5 protein-coding genes are annotated in these 7,599 nt (G+C 48.3%); all 5 read right to left on the reverse strand.

Translation table 11 applies throughout. The annotated features are described in order from the left end of the window. Window positions 1–90: 90 nt before the first annotated feature. Window positions 91–2,172: a hypothetical protein gene (locus KDK17_RS06690; RefSeq protein ID WP_257287663.1), complete on the reverse strand. Its 2,082-nt coding sequence runs from the start codon at window positions 2,170–2,172 to the stop codon at window positions 91–93. Window positions 2,173–2,339: 167 nt separating this feature from the next. Next, window positions 2,340–3,875, reverse strand: coding sequence for a hypothetical protein (locus KDK17_RS06695; protein ID WP_257287664.1), 1,536 nt, complete (start codon window positions 3,873–3,875; stop codon window positions 2,340–2,342). A gap of 228 nt (window positions 3,876–4,103) precedes the next feature. Continuing rightward, window positions 4,104–4,229, reverse strand: a complete 126-nt coding sequence (locus KDK17_RS06700; RefSeq protein ID WP_257281461.1) for a hypothetical protein — start codon at window positions 4,227–4,229, stop codon at window positions 4,104–4,106. Between the two features lie 54 nt (window positions 4,230–4,283). Continuing rightward, window positions 4,284–6,413: a hypothetical protein gene (locus tag KDK17_RS06705; RefSeq protein WP_257275508.1), complete on the reverse strand. Its 2,130-nt coding sequence runs from the start codon at window positions 6,411–6,413 to the stop codon at window positions 4,284–4,286. After that, on the reverse strand, window positions 6,414–7,599 hold a 1,186-nt coding region (locus KDK17_RS06710), incomplete at its 5' end, for a DNA polymerase V family protein (protein ID WP_257287665.1).

The following is a 7,599-nucleotide window of genomic DNA, read 5'->3' on the forward strand; positions in this document are numbered from 1 at the left end:
GACCAATTTATTGCAACCGCAGTAGGACAGCCTTAAGTCCGACAGGCTGCTAGAGGAATTACCAGACAAAGCCTCATGACAGGGCGGGTTTTACTTGTTCTTTTTATTCTTTAGAAATCGAAGTGCACGATTCTGGTCGACATCGTCAGGCTTGCGTTTTCGATGTGTTCTTTTGTGATTCACCAGGACTCTGAGATTCTCGCAGAACTTCCCACATGACCTCTGATGGCCATTCTCCCCGACTATGGTCACGTCACAGATTTTTGGTCCGGTGTGGATTTGTGTTTTATGAGATGACAGAGATTGAGCATTCTTGCAGACCGTCCCGCATGGTCGTTGTTGGTCATCTTCACCGACCACTGTCAGGTTGCAGGTTTTTTTCCCAGTGTGGTATCCGCCCTTGTGAGCCGACAGAAGCTGAGCATTCTTGTAAATCCTCCCGCATGGCTGCGCTATGCCATCCTCACCGACCACGATCATGTTACAGGTTCGTTGCCCTGTATGGCGTCCGCTTTTGTGAGACGACAGAGCTGAAACATTCTTACAGACCGCCCCGCATCGCTGCGGGTGACCATCCTTTCCGATCACTATCACATCACAGATTCTTGGCCCGGTGTGATCTTTTCTTTTGTGATTTGAAAGAAGTTGAGCATTCTTGAAGACCATCCCGCATGGCCGCGGCTGGCCATTCTCCCCGGGCACTTTTAAGTCACAGGTTTTTGGTGTGGTGTGGACTCTGCTTTTGTCATCCGACAGGGCTTTGGCACTCTTGCAGACCTTTTCGCAAAGTTGTGGCTGGCCATGCTCTCCGACCACTGTATAGTCACAGGTTAGTTGCCCACTGTTGTTTGAGACCTGCATTGCGGCTGTCAGGGAAAGCGATGGTTGGCTCTGACTCGATAGAGATGATTGAGTGGTTGTGTGTTGTGTTTCTGAATGGTTAAGTGAGAGGATAAAAGCGGCTTTTTCGAGAAGACAGCGCGAATCGAGTGACCCACTAATATCCGCAAAATCATTAGCGATGGAAGACCAATTCCCAGACATTGGCTCATCCTCATTAAGTGGCCAGACAGTGTCAGTTATGTTGGCGGCCTCTGTACTTAATGGGTTTGAGCCGACCCCGTCTAAGGCGACCCCGTCTAAGGCGACCCCGTCTCTATATATGCCGCCCTTGCCTGGGTCGTCATTAATGGTGCACGACTTTGGTTCAAATAGCGGGTCTGACCTGAATGAGAATTGCAGTTCATTCGATGGTTCGAAAAGTGAAATGTCTGGGGAATGTGTAGCTTTGTCAGGCTCAAAATGGCTTATGCAGCTTAGGCAGTTTTCATTCTTTAAATCGGTGCATGAGCTTTGTATGGGTATTGCTCCCGGTTGGGTGGTTTCTATTTCTGTCTTTGTTCCTGAAGTCGCTATCAGTGTATCGGACTGCTCGAAGAGAGACACAGTGTCTCTTTTTCTATTAGACGATTGTCGTAAATTGCAAACACCATTACAGGGGTGGACGAAACAATTTAAACCCAAAGTATGTTTGTGTTGTTGAGAGCCTCTGTCACCATCGCCAGCGTCAGAATCCAGGAGACTAATGAAAGAGCCTGTGAGGTGGGAAGGGGCTTGTTGGGCTTGCTGCTCCGAAGATTTTGATGACTGGTATGGTGTTTGGTTATGCCCAGAGCCCAACACCATAGTGATCGCCGCAAACAGTTGCTTCCCTTGTGTCGTTATAGATGCCTCTTGTTGTTCGATCGGGTTTAAAAGCGGAAAATAGAAGCTCCAATAGCTTTTTAGAAGCCAGCCGACAGCGACCACAACTTCTGCAGGTATCCATGAATAAGGGCCGGAATTCAGGTGGCTGTCTCTGATGGTCAGGGTCAGTTCGAAACCAACCAATAGTTGAGTGGCGTAAAGCCATTGCCACGAAATTGATTTAATAATAGTCGTTTTTAATGTGTAACCGTAAGGTTTCTGTCGTTTGGTATCAGAAACCGAAACGGATCCTGTATAGCCGTTTGTGTCGATAATGTCTGACGGGTTGTCCGACAGTATATGTCGTTCACGCTTTCTAAAAAATCTCTGGTTTGGAGAAACACCATTCTTTTCAAACTCGACAACATAACGTTCAGTCAACGTTTGAGCCCGACAAGCGACAGACAGCGAAGATAGCAGCAACATTATCAGTATCGCAAAGAGTGAGTGTTTAATAATTCTTTCCTTGTTTTATGGTTGACAGAAAGGAAGGATAGACCAAGAAAATAAGTATGTTTTTCTGTCAAAACACAAATAGGGGCATCCGGGCAAAGTCCCTTCAAAAGGTTGCATCTATATCTATTCACTTTACGTTAAGGATTCGGGTTATCCTTTCGCCTCTCATCCAAAAGCTTGCGTTTTCGATGTCTTCTTTTGTGATCCGACAGGGCTCGAATATTCTTGCAGATCATCCCGCATGGCCGCCGCTGGTGATCCTCCCCGACCACAATCATGTCACAGGCTTGTGGCCCGGTGTGGCTTCTTCTTTTGTGATCCGATATGGCCTGTGAGCCCTTAAAGACCTTACCGCATGGCCGCGGCTTGCCATCATCCCCGACCACTGTTACATCACAGACTTTTTGCCCTGAGTGAATGTTTCTTTTGTGAACCGACAGGGTTCTGGTACTTATGAAGACTGCTCCGCATGGCCGAGGTTGACCATCCTTTCCGATCACTATCATGTCACAGGTTTTTTGCCTGCCGTGGGCAGGCATTTTGTGAAACGCCAGGACTGTGGCATTCTCGCAGACGGTTCCGGATCGTTGCGGCTGGCCATTCTTGCCGATCACTGTTGTGTCGCAGATTAGTTGCCCGGTAGGTGCAGTTGAACAGGTTGTCTCTGTACTCATTGAGTCTGAGGCAACCCCGTCTGAGGCGACCCCGTCTGAGGCCGTTCCGCATACAGCGTTGCGGCGATTGGCCGGGTTGTCATCAATGCCATGCGACTGTGACTCAAATAATTCGCCAAAAGCAGACTGGCGTTCCATACCAAAGAGATAATCCAACATATCGAAAGGCATTTGTTGAGAATCTTCAGTGTCTGAAGGGTCGAAATTAGCAATGCAACGAAGACATTGTCCATACGCGAGATGGGGGCATGAGCTTTCTAAGGAATTCAGTGACCATTCAGCGAGCTCTATGCTGTCGGGTGACGGTCTGAAACTACAAACCCCGTTGCATGGAAAGACGAAACAATTTAAACCCAAAGTATGTGACTGTTGTTGAGGGCCTTCGTTACCGTCGCCAGAGTCAGAATACAGTTGGCCAGTGAAAGAGCTTATAAGGGAGGGGGTTGTCTTTGGGGCCTGAAGCCCCGATGATTCTGATGGCTGTTGCGACTGTTGGTTAGCTGCAGAGTTTAACATGATGGTGATGGCCGCATGATCCCACTTTGTCAGAATAGGTGTTGTCACTTGTTCTTCAATCAGATTAAAGAGCGGTGAATCCGGGGGCCAATAGTTTTTTAAGAGCCAGCCGACTATGACAACCATTTCTACAAGTAGCCACGAATAGGAGGAGGGGCATAGAGGGGTATCTTTGGCAGTCAAGATTAGTTTGTGACCCACCAGCAGGTGGGTGGCGAAAAGCAACTGCCATGAAATCGATACGATAATGGTTGTTTTTACCCCGTAACTGTAAAGTTTATGTCGCTTATTTTCAGGCAGCGAGGCTGATTTTGAATAGCCGTCTGTGTCGACAACATCTGGCGGGTTACAGGGCAATTTATGTTGGTCAGGCTTTATAGAAAAGCTTTGGTTTGGAGAACCTGTTTTCTGGTCAAGCTCGACAACAAATCGGCTTGTTAATGGGTGAGCCTGGCAGACGAAGTAACACGTTAGTAGCAGCAATATCAGCAGTGCTATAAAGAGAGAGTGTTTAATCGTTCTATACTTGCGTTCATGTTTACAGAGAGGAAGGATAGATTAAGAAAATAAGAGTGTTTTTCTTTTAAAAACTTCTTTTAAAAACTTCTTTTAAAAACCGATGGTTGCACGCTGGGCAGCGTCCATGAAAAGGCTGGAACGCAAACTATTGACTTTACCCTATTGAGGACTAAAGCCATCATCCTCTTGGGGTCAGTCAACCTGTCCCGTATTGCCCGAACTATGGGGCGCGGTACCGAGATCGACTCCGGGCGTAAACGTCTCAAGCGCTTCTTCTCCCGCAGTGGCATGGAGCTTGATGATATGGCGAGTACTCACTCTTCCTTTTATATCAAGATTCGTTACGAAATTGTCCCTCTACAGAGGCCATCATCACTGGTTCACATAGGCATACTTGCGCTTTCTATGTCTTCTTTTGTGGTTTTCCAAAGCTTGATCATTCTTGTAAACCTTCTCGCATGGCGGCGGCTGGCTATCCCCCCCGACTACTTCCAGTGCGCAAGTTGGTTGCTTGGTGTGGCTTTTTCTTTTGTGATTCGACAGGGCAACGGCAGTCTTACAGACCGTCCCGCATGGTCGCGGCTGGCCATCCACCCCGACCACTGTTACATCGCAGGTTTGTTGCCCTGAGTGGTCTCTTCTTTTGTGATCCGACAGGGCTTGGGCATTCTTGCAGATCTTCCTGCATGCTCGCAGTTGGCCATCTTCCGAGACTACTGGTAAGTTACAGGTCTTTTGCCCGGTGTGGTATTTGCTTTTGTGAGACGATAGAGATAAATCATTCTTACAGACTCTTCCGCATGGAAGTGGTTTGCCATCCTCCCCGATCACTGTCAAGCCACAGGTTTTTTGCGTGCTGTGGTCTCTTCTTTTGTGATCTGACAGGGCTTGATTATTCTTGCAGATCTTCCCGCATGCTCGCAGCTGGCCATCCTCTGAGACCACCGTTACGTCACAGATTTTTTGCCCGGTGTGGTATCTGCTTCTATGAGTCGACAGGGATAAAGCATTCTTGCAGACTGTTTCGCATGGACGTGGTTTGCCATCTTCCCCGATCACTATCAAGTCACAGGCTTTTTGCGCGCTGTGGTCTTTTCTTTTGTGATCTGACAGGCTTTCGGCACTCTTGCAGACCATTCTGCAAGGTATCTGCTGGCCATCCTCCCCAATCACAGTCTCGTCACAGATCCGTTGTACGGCGTGGCTTCTTCTTCTGTGATCCGACAGGACTTTAGCATTTTTACAAAGCGTCCCGCAGTAATGCGGTTGGCTATCTTCTCTGGTTACTATCTCGTTACAGATTTTTTGCCCGGTATGATATCTGCTTCTGTGAGCCGAGAGGGCTTTGGTACTCTTGCACATTTTTCCGCATCGACGCGTCCGGTTATCCTCTCCGACAATGATCACGTCACAGCTTAGTTGCCCGGTAGTGCCGGTTTTACAGGTTGCCCCTGTACTCACTGAATCTGAGGAAGTCTTGTCTGAGAAGATCCCGTCTATAGAGTTGCTGTTAGTGACTGTGTTGCCAACAATGCCATGCGACTGTCGTTGTAATGGTTGGTCAGAAACGCATTGAATTTCAATGTCAAAGAGATAATCCAACATATCGAAAGGTGGACTTTGTTGAGGGCCTTCAGTGTCTGAAGGATTCAAATTAGCAGTGCAACCAAGGCAGAGTCCATGCGCCAAATGGTGGCATGAGCTTTCTGAGGAATTCAGTGACCATTCAGTGGGTTCTCTGCTGTCGGTTGATGATCTGAAACTACAAACGCCATTACAGGGAAAAACGAAACAATTTAAACCTAAATTATGTGTGTGTGTTTGGGGGCCTCCGTTACCGCCGGCAGAGCCAGAACGCAGGAGGCTAGTGAAAGAACTTGCAGGGTGAGTTGTTGCACGTGGGGTATTTTGCCCCGATGATTCTGATGACGAGTTTGGTTGTTGGTTATGTCCGGAGTCCAACATCATTGTGAAGGTAACAAATGGATAATCCCACTGTGTCAGCATAGATGTAGTCTTTTGTTCTTCAATCGGTTTAAACAGGGGGGGATTGTGGTTCCAATAGCTTTTTAAAAGCCAGGCGACAGCAACAACTGCAACTACTTCCCTGGGTAGCCATGAATAAGGGGCGGGGCTCAAAGAGCCGTCTTGGGGGATCAGGATCCGTTCGTAACCCACGAGCAGGCGAGAGGCGAAGAGCCATTGCCACGAAATCCACTCAATAAGGGTCGTTCTTTCTCGATAACTATCCGGGTTGTGTTGTTTGTCATCAGGCGGTGAATATGATCCTGCATGGTCGTATGTGTCGGCAACGTCTGACGGGTTATACGGCAAGGTATGCAGGCCAAGCTTCTTAAAAAAGCTCTGGTTTGGAAAAACTGCTCTCTTTTCAGGCTCGACAATAAATCGTCCTGTCAACGGTTTGGCCTGGCAGATGACAGGCAGCGACATTAGCAACAACAGCAGTGCTACAAAGAGTGAGTGTTTAAAAATTCTATCCATCTAAGGCTTACGTTTGCGATGTAATCTTTTGTGATCTGACAGGACTCTGGAATTCTTGAAGACCGTCCCGCATGGCTGCAGCTGACCATCCTCTCCGACCACGGTCATGTTACAGGTTTGTTGCCGGGTATGTTTTCTTCTTTTGTGAGCCGACAGGGCTCTGGCATTTTTACAGACCGTCTCGCATGGCCGCGAATTGCCATCCTCACCGACCAAAGTCACGTCACAGGTTTTTTGCCCGGTGTGGCCTTTACTTTTGTGATCCGATAGGGCTTTAGCATTCTTATAGACCATCCCGCATGGTCGCTTCTGGCCATCTCCTCCGACTAGTGTTACATCGCAGGTTTTTTGCCCCGTGTGGTCTATCCTTTTGTGATCTGTCAGGACTTTGGCATTCTTGCACACCATCCCGCAGGGTCGCTGCTGGCCATCCTCTCCGACCACTGTGACAGCACAGGTTTTTTGTCCTGAGTGGCTTCCTCTTTTGTGATCCGACAGAGCTTGAGCATTCTTGCAGATCTTCCCGCAAACTCGCAGCCGGCCATCCTCTGAGACCACTGTTTCGACGCAGGCTCTCTGTCCGCTGTGATATCTGGCTCTGTGAGCTGATAGAGATAAAGCATTCTTGCAAACTGTCGTGCATGGACGTGATTGGCCGTCGTCCCCGATTACTGTCAAGTGACAGGCTTGTTGCATGCTGTGGTCTTTTCTTTTGTGATTTGAAAGGCTTCTGGCATTTTTAAAGACTTTTTCGCATGGACGTGATTGGCCGTCTTCCCCGATCACTGTCAAGTCACAGGTTTTTTGACCGGTGTGATATTTGCTTCTGTGATCTGAAAGACTTTTAGCATTTTTGCAGACCTCCCCGCATGGTCGCTGCTGGCCATCTCCCCCGATTACTGTCTCGTCACAGATTCTTTGCCCGGTGTGATATCTGCTTTTGTGAACCGACAGGGCTTTGGCACTCTTGGAGATAATCCCGCATAGACGTGGCTGACCATCCCTACCGATCACTGTAAAGTCACAGGTTAGTCGCTGCTCGTTAAGATAAGTTTTGAAGGTGGCCACTGCATTCATTGAGCCATGGGATTCCTCATCTGAAGAGTCATTGTCTGTAGAGTCTTCGTCTGAGGAGTCTTCGTCTGTGGAGTCTTCGTCTGTGGAGTCTTCGTCTGTGGAGTCTTCG

The organism is Endozoicomonas sp. SESOKO2, from assembly GCF_024606245.1.
Classification (GTDB): domain Bacteria; phylum Pseudomonadota; class Gammaproteobacteria; order Pseudomonadales; family Endozoicomonadaceae; genus Endozoicomonas_A.